Source organism: Enterobacter sp. ODB01 (assembly GCF_001623605.1).
GTDB classification, from domain to species: Bacteria; Pseudomonadota; Gammaproteobacteria; order Enterobacterales; family Enterobacteriaceae; genus Enterobacter; species Enterobacter kobei.
Window position 1 is genome coordinate 2,550,741 of the sequence record NZ_CP015227.1, and the last position, 15,587, is coordinate 2,566,327.

The 15,587-nt window shown below is 49.8% G+C and carries 7 protein-coding genes and 2 pseudogenes; 8 read left to right on the forward strand and 1 reads right to left on the reverse strand.

The annotated features are described in order from the left end of the window. Window positions 1-925 precede the first annotated feature (925 nt). The 6 genes from A4308_RS22430 (at window position 926) to A4308_RS22770 (ending at window position 12,202) form a co-directional block, all read left to right on the forward strand. The gene (locus tag A4308_RS22430) at window positions 926-2,353 is read left to right on the forward strand and encodes a hypothetical protein (protein ID WP_156491213.1); all 1,428 of its coding nucleotides are present in this window, start codon (window positions 926-928) and stop codon (window positions 2,351-2,353) included. Continuing rightward, window positions 2,350-4,044: a trypsin-like serine protease gene (locus tag A4308_RS12185; protein ID WP_063308553.1), complete on the forward strand. Its 1,695-nt coding sequence runs from the start codon at window positions 2,350-2,352 to the stop codon at window positions 4,042-4,044. The genes A4308_RS22430 and A4308_RS12185 overlap by 4 nt, the downstream gene beginning before the upstream one ends. Before the next feature lie 110 nt (window positions 4,045-4,154). After that, window positions 4,155-7,085: a hypothetical protein gene (locus A4308_RS22435; RefSeq protein WP_156491214.1), complete on the forward strand. Its 2,931-nt coding sequence runs from the start codon at window positions 4,155-4,157 to the stop codon at window positions 7,083-7,085. Between the two features lie 398 nt (window positions 7,086-7,483). Next, window positions 7,484-9,121: an AMP-binding protein gene (locus tag A4308_RS12195; protein WP_063308555.1), complete on the forward strand. Its 1,638-nt coding sequence runs from the start codon at window positions 7,484-7,486 to the stop codon at window positions 9,119-9,121. Between the two features lie 1,040 nt (window positions 9,122-10,161). After that, the gene (locus tag A4308_RS12200) at window positions 10,162-11,652 is read left to right on the forward strand and encodes a hypothetical protein (RefSeq protein WP_063308556.1); all 1,491 of its coding nucleotides are present in this window, start codon (window positions 10,162-10,164) and stop codon (window positions 11,650-11,652) included. A 343-nt stretch (window positions 11,653-11,995) separates the two neighbouring features. Beyond that, entirely contained in the window at window positions 11,996-12,202 is a 207-nt protein-coding gene (locus A4308_RS22770; protein WP_231867140.1) for a recombinase family protein, read from the forward strand. A gap of 264 nt (window positions 12,203-12,466) precedes the next feature. Here the strand turns inward: A4308_RS22770 and A4308_RS21885 are convergent. Further along, window positions 12,467-12,969: pseudogene (locus A4308_RS21885) on the reverse strand (DUF2165 family protein). Window positions 12,970-13,172: 203 nt separating this feature from the next. Between A4308_RS21885 and A4308_RS21890 the strand changes: the two are divergent. Both A4308_RS21890 and A4308_RS22440 read left to right on the forward strand, forming a co-directional pair. Continuing rightward, window positions 13,173-13,838 carry a DUF2913 family protein gene (locus A4308_RS21890; protein ID WP_071890842.1) on the forward strand — a complete coding sequence of 222 codons (666 nt, stop codon included), beginning with the start codon at window positions 13,173-13,175 and terminating at the stop codon, window positions 13,836-13,838. A 366-nt stretch (window positions 13,839-14,204) separates the two neighbouring features. Further along, window positions 14,205-14,622: pseudogene (locus tag A4308_RS22440) on the forward strand (CRISPR-associated helicase/endonuclease Cas3); the annotation flags it as partial. Window positions 14,623-15,587: the final 965 nt, after the last annotated feature.

Below are 15,587 nucleotides of genomic sequence, written 5' to 3' on the forward strand. Positions count from 1 at the left end.
AGCTTTACGCTGGCATTGCCGCACCGCGCAATCCCCACCGACTATCTATCTTCAACTCTATGTTTCATACCGAAGTCTGGCAGCGCACTGGCGAAAACTCGCGGTAACGTCAGCAGGCTCGTTAGAGTTCACCGACGACGCTGTTACGCTGGATGCCCTGCGCCGTTTATACCTTCGCTTACTTCACCATCGTGGTGATCTAGGGTGATCAACCTGGGACAGGAATGAAAAGCTTCGCGGGTAAAACACTACTTGTTACCGGGGCCGTGAGAGGCCCTGGCAGAGAGATGGTGTTAATGATGACTTCTGAAGAAGCGTTAGTCGTTATTGCTGACCTCAGTCTGGCCTCATGCGAAGAGGTGGATCGGGAAATACAACTGACTGGCGGAAGAGTATAGCTGTTCATCTTGAAGGGGCATTTCTGACCACTCGTGCGGCACTGAAACATATGTACAGAAGCCAAAAAGGGTCGAGGGGGTTAACGGGGAGCATCAAAGATCTGGATTCCCTGCTATTTACGAACAGCACTTGCATGCAGAAAGATACCGTCGCCTCTGTACCCTGCGGGCACGGAAAATGTGCTCCATCTCTGATTATCGGCCATTCCGTTTGACGTCTGGAGTGTCCCATTGGGTTCCTTTACAGGCAAATAACGTCCTGCGCGATCGGCCAGAATATGCACTATTCCTGTACGGGGTGGTGGCCAGGCAGCAGTTACAGCCGCCTGCTATAGCGGTTTGAGGTTGTAGCACAATGATTCATTACACAGGGAATAGATTTTCCGTCAAAAATGTAAAGGAAAGTTCAATGCTTAAAAAATTCAACAGGGATATAAATTCCCCAAGGGAATATACGGCAGACACAATCAATATGTGACAAATTTTTCTCACCCTATCAAGATACGCTAACAGGATTAAAACAGTTAATGAAAATAACGCGACATTTATTGATGCTAATATTACTGTTGCCTCTGAGTTGCATGGCATCAGAATGGCATACCATACACATTAAAAATAATAGCCAGCACACCGTAGTTATCAGTGATTATCTTCAGGGCGCAGGCACCTATCAATGTGTCACTGAGGTAAAACTTGTTCCTGATACACCCAGTCTGCCCGCCGGAAGCTCTGCAGAGCTCCAGTGGAACGATAAGGATTCTGGAAATTGTTGGCAAAATTTTAAATGGCAGGCCTTTGCGTTTGAAATTCAGGGCCGTCCCGATGCGTATTCGGGCTCTCTTGGGATGGTACATCGACCGATAAATTGTGGAATTACCGACTGTACCTGGTACAACGGCCTTTTTTATGCAGAAACTATTATCAATTCATCCAAAAACCAGGCAGAAGATGGACCCGTGCCCCCACCGTACATTGTTGCCAGCTGTAATGAGGCTTCTTCCGGATGCATGGGCGCATTTAATAACATGACTTATTATTCCACCCATCTTATCACTTCTCCCCCGATTTCTCAGAAAACAGAAGATGGCTGGACATTTACCATTAACGAACCTCCATCTGACAGGAAAGCCCAGATAACATCACCAGCCAATAACGGCTGGATTGATAATACTCGGTCCGCTTTCACCATGTCTGGCACTGTTACCCCCAAAGACGCTGCCGGTAATATGGAGTGCTATATGGATGGAAAATACGCAGGGCGGGTGACAGCGAATGTCGATTATGGAACCTGGAACTGTCAATATTTCATGCCTGCTGCCGGAAAACATACGTTTTCAACAAAATTTGATCCTCCCATCAATGGGGATGCCAATCCAGAATATACCTATATGATTGCCGCCCCCCTGACCATCACCTCACCGCCAGATAATGCCCTGGTCAATTCCCCGGTCACTCTGTCCGGACAGCAGCAGTCCGGCGCAACCGTCACCTATACCTCAGATAACTGCGGGTCAGGTACCGCGGGCAGTAACGGCAGCGCCTGGACGACATCCCCCATCACCGGAGCAGGGCGCTGTGCCTTCAGTTTCATTCAGACCTGGCAGGGGTTAAGCAGCCCTGTCGTTTCACGCACCCTGACCCTGGCGGCGGCACCTGACGTAAAGGTCCCCGCTCAGAACGTGCCGGAAGGCACCCGGTACGCCATCAGCGGCACGGGTGAGCCGGGAGCCACCATCGATATCTCCCTCGACAACGGCTGGTATGCCATTGACAGCGTCACCGTCAGAAGTGATGGCCAGTGGCAGGCTGTGAACCCCGGTCCCTCCAGCGGCAGCGGGGAATACCGGCTGACCATCAGGCAGAAGAAAAATGGAGTGGATTTAGGGATGCAGGAGAAAATCATTAACGTCACGGGTACCGGCACACCATCACAGGCCAGCAGGAAGCAAAAATGATTATAATGAAGAAAAAACAAATCCGTCTGGCCGGGTTACTGCTTGCTGCAGCCCTGCCGCTCAGCGGCGCGTGCAGCGCCCCGACCGGACCGGCGGTATCGTCCTCCGGCGAGCCGCATCTGACCACAGGGAAGGCCATCACGGGCGGCCAGGACTACCCGTCAGACCCCCCCTCATGGATTGCTTATATCAAAGATGCTGGAGGCAACTGCACAGGTCAGTTTATTACCCCGTCACTGGTGATGACCGCGAGGCACTGCGTTTTCGATAATGAAGGTAATAAGCTTGCAGCTTCCTTCAGCGTATACTGGGCCGGCTCTGACGCAAAGACGCTGCCGGACGAAAATGGTGTCCCGGTACAGGACATTATTCCCTGGAAGGGAACGAAGGGTGAGCCACAGAAAGATGTGGTGCTGTTAAAGCTGTCAAAACCGTATCCGGCAGGGGTGAAGGTGGTGACCTCAGCCCCCCTGTTCCACGGGTATGCGTTCCGCCCCAACGACTTTATCCTGCCCATGGGATACGGTAAACAGGAACCCCCCGGCAAAAAGCTCAAATGGGCAACCATTATAACCAGGACTTTAGCCACGGATGGTGTCGGGGGAGACGCTGTTCATTCACAGGTTGCACCGACTGAAAAAATCTTACCGGATTACCCACCTTCAGGAAGCAACGACCGGGGAGACTCCGGAGGTCCGGTGCTGTCGATGCCTTTTACAGGAGAGGCGCCCCATCCCGCCACGGGACGGCCCGGTAAAATAGTTGCCGTGTCATCGTTTGGTGATGAAGTTGACTCGATGGATTCCCTGATAAATAAAGATACTCTGATCTGGATTGCCGGCCAGGACGTGCCGGTGATTAAAACGCCGGTCGACGGGCAGACCTTCGCCCGTGACGCCCGCACCCTGACGGTGACCTGGTACGGGGATAAATCCTTCAGCAGCGTGACGCTCAAACGCCGCGCAGCAGACGGCACATTAAGTGATTTAAATCCGCCCGGCGCGTTCTCCTGTCAGGGCAGCGCGTGTACCTTATCCACAGATAAGCTCTTTGAGGCCGGCAGCAGTGCACCCTCAGATTACACTATCCTGGCAACACGGGCTGACGGCTCGCAGGACAGCGTTGATATCCGGCTTATCCCGGACGGCAAACCGCTGAACATCACTTTTCCCGAAAAAAGTCCGGAAGAAACCTTTAAAACCACCACGACCTATACCCTCACCGGCACCGGTAACCCCGGCGACACGCTCCGGGCCCGGTTATCTGCATCCGGTAACGGTAATGACACCCCCTGCCAGGATACTGACGGCGTCGTTCTGCAGGCCGTCACGGTGTCACCGCAGGGAGACTGGAGCTGCACCCTTCCGGCAGACCCGGCGACCCGGAACGCGGCTCTGCACTATCGGTTTGAAATCAGCGTTCTGCATGATACTGAAAAAAACCGGTACCCGCAGGCTGCCTCTCAGACACCACAACCGGTCACGACAGTCACGGTCAGCTATTCTGTTGACGGGCGCAATGTCACTCCACTGATCATTGACAAGCCGCCAGCAGAATATAGCTATGTGGACACCTTTGTTGACCTTCCCCTTTTAGGGGAGGCACCCCGGGGAGATTTCTGGTTCTCAACACAAACCAGCCAAGAAGCGAGGCTCACGGAGCTAAGGTTGATGAAAACGGTAAATGGTTAATACGCTATACCCGGGGGGACTGGGATAAAACCACGCTTACCGTCAGTAGTTATCTGACAGAAGAGGCGGCCACTTTACAGAAAAATCCGCTGGAAACTGAAACCACCGACGTGAGTTTTGTACATGCAGAATTCACTAACCCGGAAGGTGAGTTGACAACGATTTCACCGTTGCTGCCACTGCCTCTAGAAGGCGAAGTGAAATGGAATGGTGCCACGGCTCTGAATTTAAGAATTGATGCTTTTGATGAAAAAGATAAAACCACCACCACATTGTGTAAAATACCAGCAGGAAATAGTGCCAACTGGAGTTGTACATATCAGGGACGCCTCACTCCGGGAAGATTATATACATTAAATATGTACGGTCTGTTTAGCGGCGGCCCTGGAAAAAGTTTATTAGCCCATACTCAGGTCATTGTTTCCACCCAGGCAACGTTCCTGACTCCCACACAGGTCAGTCGTTCGGGGGAAGGTGATGTCTACCCGCTCACTTATGCTGAGGGAAAAGGTATTGAAATTACCGGGCGTATGCCTGTCTCCGAATATCGTGACGAGGATTATCGTCCGGCAACGGCTGACATTTATCGACTGGAAAACGGAACCAGTAAGTACGTTAAAGAATGCTCTCTGGGAAATGGTGGTGCCGGGACTGAAGAGGGTGTCGCCTGGTACTGTAGAGGGAATGAGCGCCTGACGCTTGTTGAAGCCGGGCAATATGGGGTTGTGGCATTTTTTAAACAGGAGGGCTCCCCAAATGAAACCAGCATTACCACCTACTTTTCGGTGGGAGATGGTGATATCACCTTTACGTCGCCTGAGCAGGTTTTTCACAACGATAAGGGGCAGGAATTTGACGTTCAGCAGGCCACCGACCCGGGCATCACGATAACGGGTTTTTACAACCGAAATATCGAGGTTCAGGAAGGATACATGCCTGCTTCTGCCAGAATTTACCCGGCAGACAAGCCTGACGAACCGACGGCATCCTGCGGGCTGGAAAAAGATAATTCGCCAAAAGCAGGTCCAACAATTAACTGGCGATGCGTCGATAACAAACCGGTGGAAATACCAAAGGATGAAGCCAGCGCCGGCCGGTATCAGATTATTGTTACATTTACCCGCAAAGGTTATCCGGACAAAACGGCCAGCACGTATTTCACGCTCTTGGACGGCAGTGCGCCTTCCATCCGCCATCCGGATAATGGCTCAACTACCAGTGCACAGACGGTCAGCGTCTCCGGTAAAGCCGCACCCGGTGCAGACCTGAACGTGGCCCTGAGCGGCTCGTCCGGCACGTCCGGGAAAATGCTGGCGGGGCAGCCGGACTGCCAGACCCGGGCGTCATCGAATGGCTACTGGAGCTGCGCGAAGCCATTTGCCACCCCAACGGACGGGGTTTACACCGTGAACGCCACCGATACGGATGATAATAAGCAGGCCGTCCCCGTGCATTTTACCGTGAAGCATGACAAGAAGCCGGATGCGAATGACCCGCCGGCCTCGCCGCCGGGGTTACCGGCATTGCCTCCTCCGCCGCTTCCGCCGTTCCCGCCACCGCCGCCGGGAGGTAAACCGCCATTCCCGCCGCCGCCGCCGCACCACAATGACAAGTGCCCGGTGGGAGAGGTTCTGAGCAACGGTAAATGCGCGTTCCGGCCGGGCAGCGGCAGCGACCCGGGTAATTCCGGCCTGCCGGCCGGGCGGATTTGCCCCCCGGACTACACCTACGATGCCGCCACGCACAACTGCACGTCACCCCCGCCCGCGGGTCCCGTCAGTGCCGACGGCTGCCCGGGTGGCTATCAGCTCAGCGAAAGCGGTCAGTGCTATGGCCCGCCCGCCGGCGGCCCGGCGTTCAGCATCGCCTCGCCGTATAACGGGCAAATCTGGGACTGCGGTAATGACTGTCATATTTACGGTCAGGTCCCGGAAGGAGATACGGTGATGACCGGTATTTACGATGCGGATACGGCAAAATGGCTGTCGGGCGCGGTGCCTGCCGTCACGTACAATAACGACCCGACCCTGTGGCAGGTCCCCATAACCGCAGCGATGCCTGCCGGCCATAAGCTGGAGGTGTTCGCCTGGCGCATTCATAATGACAGCATGCTGTCGAGCCCGGATGCCACGCAGGGGCTGGAGGTGCTTTATCCGCGGTGGCTTGCAATCACCACGCCGGCAACCGGCACCACCCTTGCGGAGTCGTACCAGATAACGGGTACCGGCCAGCCGGGCGCCCGGGTGACAGTCTCGGGCCTCGACGATACCTGCCAGAATGTGGCTGTTGGCAGCGACGGCAGCTGGAACTGCGGCGTCACGTATCCCGCCGTGGAGGGAAGCTATCGCATCACGGCCGTTCAGACGTACAGTGACCAGACGCTGGGCGTGCCGGCCATCAGCGATTACAGCATCAAGCCGGTGGTGTACCACCTGTTTATCTTAACGCCGGAAGAGCATGCGTCCATCACAACATTCGACAGCAATGACCAGTACAGCCTGACGGGAACGGCCAGACCCGACACCGATATAGTGCTGTATGCGCAAAAAGATGGCAGGACGTTTGATGCAAGCCTGTGCCGGACCAGAAGCAGTGACCGGGGGGAGTGGAGCTGTAAGGCCCGTGATGGCAGCAACGGTAGCTATACAATTTATGGACAATATGCCGATAAAAGCGTGACCAGTGAGGAAAGACACTATCGCATAGCGCTTAACCGACAGGTCACTATTAACTATCCTCAGGAAGGCGCCCGTGACTGGCGACGTATTAATCAGCCGTATATGGTCAGCGGAACAGGCAGGTCGGGCGATACGGTTACGGTCAGTGGTATAAACAATGATACAGGGGAAGCAGCCACATCCCCTGTCAGCCAGGCGCAGGTCGCGAATGACGGGACCTGGAGTTTCCCTCTGGATATTCCCGCCGCCGGAGACAGAAAACCGCCCTCATCCGTCACGGTTCAGGTCCGGGCATGCCCCCAGGGAGGCCAGTCCTGCGCGCAGGCTTCGGTTGACAGCTTAATGAATGTCTCTGCCTATTAAACACGGCGTCCTTTAACCTCATCCCCCATCGTTCGATGGGGGAATGTCTTGTAGGCTCTGAGACTCTCATGTCCCTTTGTTTTGTAAGCAATACCAGCGAAAGCACTGAAACCGTACCGACTGTTTTTTCAAAGACTAGCCAATTAACCAGGTCAGAGAACTGCTGCCGAGACGAGTAAATCTGACGGTGAAATTATCTACCTCTGGTCAATACGCTTCCGGCGTACGCGTACTGTTTTTGTTGCACGTAAAACAAATCATTAACACTGAGGGGGCTCTTCGTACCTGTTGCCTTCACTGTTACGTGACTTACCCCCCGATTCCGACATGATTTTATGGTGACGACTTCCGTTACGTTGTTAGAAGCATGTTTTTGACTTGTAAATAAGGTGATATGGATGGGATTTCCAGAACTGGCTAATTATCCGGATGGTGTAAGGGAGTATTGTGGGCAGCATGCTTCGCTGACCCTGCCAGATATTTTTGAGCGCGTTTTTATTCAGCATGCCTCCCGACCGGCTTTCGAATGCCAGGGGACTGTGATGACCTTTGGTCGTTTAGACCAACTCAGTCGCGCTTTTGCTGCCTGGTTGCAGAATGATCTCCAGCTCAGAGAGGGGGAACGCGTTGCCATTATGCTGCCGAATATCCTGCAGTTTCCGGTTGTACTGGCGGGATTGCTGCGGGCCGGTCTGGTTGGGGTATGCGTTAACCCTCTTTATACACCAGCAGAACTTCTTTATCAGCTCAGGGATTGCGGGGCCAGGGTTCTGGTTGTTGTTTCGACCCGGGAACATATAGCCAGGGAAATACTCAATGATAGTCCCGTGGAACAGCTTGTTGTTACCGGGCATGATGATATGTCTTTCATGACGGGAGATGACTCATTCGCCGGGATAATGAATCACACTCCCGGAGCGATTCAGGGGCTGAGGCTTACTGACATCCTCCTGCGTGGAGCCGAATTAAATTATCATCGCCCTCATTTAACCGGGGACAGTCTTGCTTTACTCCAGTATACCGGTGGTACAACTGGAGTCCCCAAAGGCGCGATGCTCCTGCACCGTAACCTGGTCGCTAATCTGGAACAGACATTATGTTATTTTTCTCCTCTGTTGCGTGAAGGTATGGAGCGGGTGATAACGGCGTTGCCGCTGTGCCATATCTATGCGCTTACCGTAAATTTCATGCTGTTTTTTAAACTGGGCGGCTGCAATGTTCTGATTCCGGACTCCAGAAATCCCGGTGAACTAATCACTGAGCTTCAGCGGGAACCGTTTACGGCGATCACGGGTGTTAATACCCTGTTTAATACATTGCTCAACCATCCCGGATCTGAATCGGTTAATTTTGGTGCATTGCGTATGGCGGTTGGGGCCGGTGCGGCAGTTCAGCAGGGGGTTGCACAGCGATGGGAAAACCTGACGGGATGTCCTTTACTGGAAGGATACGGACTTTCTGAATGTTCTCCGGTTGTTGCTGTCAGTCCCTGGGATTTGCAGCAGCACAACGGTAGCGTCGGGCTCCCCCTTCCTGGTACAGACATCCGCCTGGTGGATCCCGAGGGGCTGGATGTGCGCAATGGCCTCCAGGGAGAGTTACTGATAAAAGGACCACAGGTGATGGCTGGTTACTGGAATCAGCCTGAAGAAACACAGAATGTGTTCAGGGACGGCTGGCTCGCGACCGGCGATATTGTCAGAGTGGACGAAAACGGATACCTGAAGATAGTGGATCGCAAGAAAGATGTGATCCTTGTTTCTGGCTTCAATGTCTATCCGAATGAGATTGAAGACGCCATTTGCCTTCACCCGGGTGTTCTTGAGTGCGCTGTTGTGGGAGTGCCATGCACAGAAAGTGGTGAACGGGTACAGGCCTGGGTAGTTAGAAAAGACCTCTCCCTTACAGAACAACTGGTGGCCATCCATTGCCGTCAGTTTCTGACCAGGTATAAACAGCCCCGGGAAATTGTTTTTTGCGACAGCCTGCCCAAGTCGATCGTGGGCAAAATTCTTCGCAGGCAGCTAAAAAAGTAAAATAAGCCCTGCAAATGCGGGGCCTTCTTCAGGGAGGCTGCATCATCCGTTCAGGCAGGTGAGGGCGACTCTTTGAACGTCTGGTCTCTCCGTAATGTGATATTTCTCTCAGTTCAGTATCTGTTTGGCTGAGTGGAATTGTATTGCGTTGGCAGAGCGAATCGCCACAGATTTCTGAAGTGGCCGATGCGGGTCATATTCCCGGTAAATGCTATGGCATGGAATGTTCACTCCTGGGGATGCTTATTGCGCAAGGGCGCTTTATGTTTCCGGTTCGGCGCTGAGATGTCGCCAGAGCGCTGGACTTCACTACGCGAGCCATAGCAAATAAAGCACGTTTTTCATTCAGCAGCCGGGGCATAATGAGAGTGTTGATAAAGTGTGCAAATTCTGAAAGGAAATTACAATTCCAGATGTGTTTTCATTAATTTTTTTTAAATAATGGTTACATTTTTTATATTCTTCTACATGATTCCTCGTTGCTAAGTTGGGAGGGCATGGTGATTCATCTTGCAGAGTTAATAGCGATTGTTAGACAATTAAAGGATTAACGAATGAAAGTCACTGATACATATTACCTAAATAATGGTGAGTCTGTTACTATCCCTACAGGAGCGTTTCACAGTTCTATCTCAGTATCGTTATTACTTTCTGTAACTCAAAACCATAAGCAGACTTAAAAGTTAGAACTTTATTTATGCGGATCTTTAGTATAAAAACTCAAGGCTGATACCAGTTCTATTGATTGTAAAAGCTGGGTTGGATTAATTCAGTCTGGAGTATCAACGACAATTAATGTAAAGACCAGCTCTTCAAGTGGCGGACAATTCTCTCATGGGGGCATAGTCATTACTGCAATAACATCCGCAAATGAAAATTCAATTTCTTTGGATTGAAGTGCTTAGTGTGGATAACTCAAGGGTAAGCAGAAGCGAAAACTAGCTCAACTGATGAAATAAAGTAAAAAAGATGGCAATATCACGCTAACAAAACGTGTCCTAAATCACCGTAATACACCGTTCAATCAACTGGAGCCATATATGCCTTATGCTGATATGTATCGTTTTCGTAAACTGATTCGTCAAAATAAACGAGCTAATGACGGAGAGCTAAATTTCGAACAAAATTTAATCAATGAAGTTACGGGTGATATATTAGAGAGAATAACCAATCAGTCCGGGGATTTGGTCAGTAGCCCGACTGGAGTCAACGTCAACGGAAAAACAAATGACCTGATATTCCATAACAAAATACTGGAAGCTTTTATTTCTATTAATATAATTAACGAACCATGTGAAATTGGTATGTATTTGGACAAGTATACAGAAAAGCTAAGTAAGGTTATTTGTAAAGTTACATCTTCAGATAAATTTGGGGGCCAAGAAGTAGTTTTTAACGGTATGGTGAAAACTCTAAGAGAGGTCTTCAAAACCACAACCCTAAATCCTCTTTCTTTCAGTTCAGATCAGATAGGTCGGATGTCCATAGATAACAATGATCATGTAATACACTGGCTGTACAATGAGTTGAATGCTATAACAGAGTCATACAATTTCAAACGAGTGCTCACCAAAGTCAAAGCCATTAGTTCATTTGGCACTACCATTTGGCAACTGCTTTCCTCTGGGCACGCGGTTAACTTTGACGCTTTGCAACGCTTATTTGATAAGTCTGGACTTGATAATTCAGAAAAAATAAGAAGAAGTTTCTATCAATTTCAAAGCAAAACTCGCTCAGCATTGTTTGATGATCCCATTACACGTGCTCGAAGTGAAAGGATGCCACTGCTGAATGGTTCACCTGTCAATGGGGTGTATTCTAATGCTGCTACTCATGGTCTTGGTTTTGGTCAGGTGGTCCAGGAATCATCCGATACGATTGAAACTGAAGAATTGAAAAGATTATTAGCTGGTGGTGGTCAAGCTAATAGTCAGATTAACGCCATAGCCCGTCAGAATGCCCCCATTAGTGATAGCTACCGACCTTATATGTTGTCTGAGAAAGAATTCAAAAGATTACCGACAGCATACAAAGATTTCGATATTAAGAACAAGATAAATCATCAGAGATTTCATCATGGGGCAGGAATAAACCGCTGGCAAGCGTATGGCACTTATGGCACTCAGGCAAATCTTGCAGGATTCCCTTCTGCCGGTGCACAATCAGGAGGGATGACGGATGTGATACTAGCTTTACATATGTTAAGTGGGGGGAACATATATATTCACAAGAATAGCAGAGCAGTAGAAGCAATCACCCTGGTTGTTGCGGCATTTATGAACTTCGGTGGTTATCATACTTTCTCAGAGGTCTACCCAGTTGGCATGTCCGTAGCACGCAATGAAGTGATGAATCCCGCTATCACGGCCTCGGGCTTTAGACATTCTCCGTTATATCAGGAGGTGCTGGCGAGTTATTTTAAATTTAACAGAAAAGCTAATGCCGATAAGATTGCCAATGATGTATTGAAATTCTTCAGAAAATACAGAGCACAGACTATCTCTCATCGTAATCCTACAATTATCGAATAAAAAGGGAGGCCGCTGTTAAGTGATTTCCACCCTGATGGAATTGACCTATTTTCCGTCAGTTCCTGTCGTTGGAGAAAATTTATGGTATAAACTCCATATTTTTACGTGACAAACAGTATCGGAATAAGACAATGTACGACAAGCTCAATTTTAAGGTTTGTCGTACATGTTGATTGGCTGTATGCGAGTACCAAATAATGATGAACGTTAGTCTGTTGCTTTGCAGTGTGACCTATTGATCGCTGTCGGAGTAGATCCCCGCCATCTGCATCAGGAGCATGCATCAGGCGCGCGATGATCCCCTGCGTTTAAGAACTGTCTTTCAGAGGTACGCGAAGGTGATGTGTTGTTAGTCTGGAAGTTGAATTGGCTTGGTTGCTCACTCTCACATTTGATCCGAATTATAGAAGATCTGAGAAATTGGGGTTTTGCCTTAAAGTCACTGACTAAAGCCATCGATATAACAACGCCATACGGCTCGTTCCTCTTTAATCTTTTCGGCACTCTCGCTGAATATGAAAGAACGCTATCACCGAACGTGTTAATGTAGGCTTGGCTGCAGCTCAGGGTGTGGGCGATAAGGTGGAAGACCACAGGCGATAGATGCCTAAAAGGTTGTGCAGGTCCTCACTGCTCTGTAAACAGGTGCCAGTAAAGCGTCAATGCAGGGTATCGCAATCGACACTCATTGATACTCAGCGGCGAATCGGTTGGACCGGGCCTGGGTCCTGCAATCTGAAGCCGGACCAGGTCGATGTCTTTATTCGAGGACATAGCCATGGAGAATAGTTGATGTAATCATTACCAGCAAACTTTATTCTGATTCCGGTCGGGTAATATAGATTAAACTCAGCAGAATAAAACTGATGAATGTGTAAGCCTTGGTTTGCCCGTTCCACTGATTCGCCCACATGGCAAGATACTCACCTCCGGCCACGGCAAAACCTGTATACCAGATCAGTACCGCTGGAATACAACCGGCGATAAACAATTTTTTTCCTGTGATAATGGTTTCCTGAGCACTTTTGAATGCGCCATACAGCAGAGCCAGTCCCCCAGAGAACACAGCAACCCCGTTATAAATTCACCTGTGATAATCGTGATGTAGCCAGCCTGTTGCCAGAATGGCGAGGTAATAGCGCGGGTACGAATTGTGCTTCCGTTAAACCAGGGCTCCATACTGTCCATCGACAGGACATGTTGCACGAACTGCCAGTTAGTGTTGTAATCCAGAACGTTATCGACGGCGACAAGAAGCCCGAAAGCCCCCACCGAAATAGCCAGTATGCCTTTCAGTAAACGTTGTAAAAAAATCATCTCAACTCTCCTCTGAAAATGACTTTTTGTTTATGTCAACGGGAGTCGGAAAACTCAATCAGTTATAAATTCTTTCAGTTCTTATATGGTGCAAGTCGTCACTGATGAACAGCATTCAATGAGCTCGCGAAAACAGGAGACAGCCCAGGGGTATGAGCTTTCGCCTGCTTTTCCATGAACTGTAACCCCGTTATACTTCACACATGAAAAAGAATCACACCGCATTACCTCCCGAAGAATCCCTCGCCGCTCTCGCCCATTTTTCATGGTGTGCGCTGGTGGGCTTACGTCTGGCTCAGCAGGATGGTCAGGCGCTGACACCTTTGACCATTCACGCCTTTTTAGTACGCTGGCTTGCTGAGGCGCAAAAGCAACGGCGGTTCCCGCGCTCTGTAGCACCTGAAATAGACAGTCTGCTTCGACTTGGACGCCAGAAAGGTCCCGCGGCCGGATTGTTAAAGCGGCTGGAATACCTCCACCAGTCCTGTACGGAGCCGGTAACGCAGCAGTCGGAATTATTCCGCCTGACCCAGGCCATTGAACGTCTCAGGGCGCAGGGCTGGGTAAATGCGGTAGTTACCGATGAGGAGTGGGTTCCCGAGTCGTTATACGCAGAATATGCAGACGTATCCGCGCTGCTGGTGAGAAAATCTGAATTAGAGCGTCATTTTACAGCACAGGGTCAGTTGTCTTCACCGATTGATTTCATCGTGGCTGGCGACTGTCGCGTTGTGAACGGTGTCCTGGATGCGAGGGGGCTGTGTTACTCGACAGGGGAGCAACACTCTGGCTGGTGTTTGCTGTCGCTTTTGCCGGCAGCAGATATGAATGTTACTGAAATGACGATGGCTACAGTTCAATCGAAATGATTCGGGGTTAGTATTACCGTGAGTGATTGCTACGGTTGGTTAATGGTGGGGGGGCCCTGAGTGAAGTATCCATTAGTCACTCGACTAGCTGTACCATTTATTTTCACAATATTGGGATATTCTGTAAAGCATTCCTTACCTGCGAACATCGCTTATGCCGCGAATATTCGCGCGTTTCCGCAACAGGCAGATGACTATTCCTCACGACTTGCGGCGTTCAGCTTTACGCTGTCATTGCCGCACCGCGCAATCCCCACCGACTATCTATATTCAACTCTATGTTCATACCGAAGTTTGGCAGCGCACTGGCGAAAACTCGCGGTTACGTCAGTGGGCTCGTCAGGGTTTACCGACGACGCTGTTACGCTGGAACTTGATATCAGCCAGCCTTGCCCGCAGTCATTTGTTCTTGAAGAGGTAACACGGGCGGGGAAACTGAAGCTGCGTTGATTCTTACATATCGGTTGATGGCAGCAGGAAAGGCTCAGGAGCTTTTTTTTGCCTGCCAACGATGGCAACGGCTAATGATATCTTTGAGCGTCTGCTTCAAGCATGGTTGGTATTATATAAACCCAGATCACGCCCTAGCCTGATGCTGGCACACAGCGCACGCAGGTTGGTTGAAGGCTTTAATAAGACAATATGGTACGGTAATTTTTCTGGTTCGGAAGAGGCTTATGACGAACAACGGCTGCGCCGCGTGGTTGCCTACAGCAATATAGAAACGCTGCTGGTGAAGGTTGGTGTTGGTACACTCGACCAGGCAGTGATGGCAGCTATTCCTCTTTCATCGTCTTGAGTGCTTCTGATGGTGAGTGGCGTACAGTGCGCAGGTTATGGTTGGGCTTGTTTTCACCCTCTGAAGGCAAATAAACGACTGTTTTGCACTAAATTTCATGTTTAATGTTGACGAAGCTGTCTCCCGTGTTGAAAGTAAAAAGAATCTGGTTTTTAAGAACCAAATACGTGTGCAGTAATTCCGGGGCGGATTTCCCCCTTAGTTACCTTCTTTTAGGCAAGATTAACATCATGACAAACTCAGACCTTGTACATATTTTTAACCAGCTGACGCAGCTGGGCCTAATTCGGGAATACAAGACCGCCGAAGGATTGGTGTCTTAAATGTATCGAAATAGCGTTCATTCACACAGTATAAATTCATCAATACCCTTTGCGCTTGAGATAATGGGGTTTATTCCGTATGACCGCCGGAAACTAGGTCAAATTCATCTCATATTAGGATTGCCATCAGGTGTAAGTATGGGGTTAAATACTTATCGTTCATGTGTTTTATCTTTTCTGCCCGGCCCCTCCTTCCCTAAGAGGATTGCCTCAAGACATCCCCGGGTTCGGTTCAACGAACAGGTAAAGGTAAGAAAATATGACCCCTTTTCAGATGAGTGGAATGAAAAATCAGCGCAATTGCAAGATATTAAAAGCCCCCGGAGTTGGTAAGTGAAATAATGTGTGCAATAGCGAACTTTATGTATCAGGAATTTGATGTTCACTCCTCTAGTGTTGTTAATTCCTGTGTTAAATCTTTGCCTGGTTATCAGGTGATGGGCCTTCCGAGTTATTTGTTGGATGTCTTTTGTGTGACAAATTTGATTACCTCCGGCCCGCATCACGTGGTGATGACGGATTATGCTGCGGGCACGCCATGAAAATGAGGTGAAGGTAAATAGCAAATCTTGGAATACCGCTAACCTTTTGGACGGACATTGAGGTTAAAAATTCATGGGTTCGTCC

Coding starts and splice junctions, on each gene's coding strand:
- A4308_RS22430 (WP_156491213.1), top strand. CDS start 926: ATGAAAATAACGCGACATTTATTGATGCTAATATTACTGTTGCCTCTG.
- A4308_RS12185 (WP_063308553.1), top strand. CDS start 2,350: ATGATTATAATGAAGAAAAAACAAATCCGTCTGGCCGGGTTACTGCTT.
- A4308_RS12195 (WP_063308555.1), top strand. CDS start 7,484: ATGGGATTTCCAGAACTGGCTAATTATCCGGATGGTGTAAGGGAGTAT.
- A4308_RS12200 (WP_063308556.1), top strand. CDS start 10,162: ATGCCTTATGCTGATATGTATCGTTTTCGTAAACTGATTCGTCAAAAT.
- A4308_RS21890 (WP_071890842.1), top strand. CDS start 13,173: ATGAAAAAGAATCACACCGCATTACCTCCCGAAGAATCCCTCGCCGCT.